Here is a 1,810-nt window from a genome sequence, read left to right on the forward strand (position 1 = left end):
GCCAGGTCGGTGCGCTCGAGAGCGGCGGCGAGCTGCGCGACGACGACGTCGAGGAGGCGGCGCTCCCCGGCATCCAGATCCCGGCCGTGCAGCTCGAGCACGGCACGGTCGATCCCGACCGGGACGGTCGTGGATCGTTCGTCGCGGACCGGCTCGCCGTCGGTGGCGATGACGTCGCCGTTCACCGCGATCAGCCGCACCCCCGCCAGGCCGAACGCCTCGCGAGCCCGACTGACCAGCGCGGGCACCGCGCTCTCGCCGCGCAGCACGCTCCCGGCGACGGTGGCGAGCAGTTCGGCCTCGGCGGCGGCGCGGCGGGCCGAACGCGCCCGGCGGGCGGCCTGGTCGACGACGATGCTGACGAGCGTCGCGATGACCACGTACAGCGCGAGGGCGAGCGCATTGGCGGGATTGCTGATCGTGACGGTGTACAGCGGCTCGATGAAGAGAAAGTTCAGCGTGAAGCCCGACAGCACGGCCGCGAACAGGGCGGGCCAGATGCCGCCGATCAGCGCCACGACGACGACGAGCAGCTGGTACACCAGCACATCGGCGGCGACGGAGTCGTCGGAACCGGTCGAGAGCAGCAGCATCGAGATGAGCGGCCCGCCGGCGACAGCGGTGACGAAGCCCAGGATGCGACGCTTCGCGCTCAGAGCGGGCCCGACCAGGCGAGGGAGGGCGAAGCGCCCGCCGGCGCGCGCGTGGTTGACGATGTGCACGTCGATGTCGCCCGACAGCCGGATGACGGTCGCGCCGATGCCGGGGCCGGTCAGGGCCGTCGCGAGTCGTCCGCGTCGGCTCACACCGATCACGAGCTGCGAGGCGTTGACCGAGCGGGCGAAGTCGACCAGGGCGGTCGCCGGGTCCTCGCCGACGACCTGGTGATACGACCCGCCGAGGGTCTCGACCAGCGCCCGCTGCTCGGCGAGGGCCCCGGGAGCGCTCGCGCGCAGGCCGTCCGGCGTCGACACGTGCACCGCGAGCAGTTCGCCTCCGGCCGATCGCGCCGCGATGCGCGCGCCGCGGCGCAGCAGCGTCTCGCCCTCGGGTCCGCCGGTGAGGGCCACGACGACGCGCTCGCGCGCCTGCCACGTCCCCTCGATGCCGTGCTCGGTGCGGTAGCGCTGCAGCGCGGAGTCGACCTCGTCGGCGAGCCACAGCAGGGCGAGTTCGCGCAGCGCCGTGAGGTTGCCCAGGCGGAAGTAGTTCGACAGCGCCGCGTCGATGCGCTCGGCCGGGTACACCGAGCCCGCCGCGAGACGGTCCCGCAGCGATTGCGGCGCCAGGTCCACGACCTCGATCTGATCGGCGGCGCGCACCACGGCATCCGGGACCGTCTCGCGCTGGGTCACCCCGGTGATCTTCTCGACCACGTCGTTGAGCGATTCGATGTGCTGCACGTTGACGGTGGTGATGACGTCGATCCCCGCGTCCAGCAGGTCGTTCACGTCGAGCCAGCGCTTGTCGTGCCGCGAGCCGGGGGCGTTGGTGTGGGCGAGCTCGTCGACGAGGGCGATCTGCGGATGCCGCTCGCGCACGGCATCCAGGTCCATCTCGTCGAGCGCGACCCCGCGGTGGGCGACGGCCCGGCGCGGGACCACCTCGAGGCCCTCCGCCTGCGCGGCCGTGGCGACGCGGCCGTGGGTCTCGACGACCGCGATGACGACGTCACGTCCCTCGTCGCGCAGGCGCCGCCCCTCTTCGAGCATCTCGTACGTCTTGCCGACGCCCGGCGCCATGCCGAGCAGCACGCGCAGCCGCCCGCGCTTCACGAGGCGCTCCCGGCGGTGGGGGTGGGGGCGCAGCG

The 1,810-nt window shown here is 73.4% G+C and carries 1 protein-coding gene; it reads right to left on the bottom strand.

All coding sequences use genetic code 11. The features are described from left to right. Nucleotides 1-1,775 (bottom strand): DUF4118 domain-containing protein (locus DBR36_RS16865; protein WP_258222961.1); only part of this gene is annotated, 1,775 nt, incomplete at its 3' end. Nucleotides 1,776-1,810 lie beyond the last annotated feature (35 nt).

This window comes from Microbacterium sp. HMWF026 (genome assembly GCF_003061325.1).
GTDB classification, from domain to species: domain Bacteria; phylum Actinomycetota; class Actinomycetes; order Actinomycetales; family Microbacteriaceae; genus Microbacterium; species Microbacterium testaceum_E.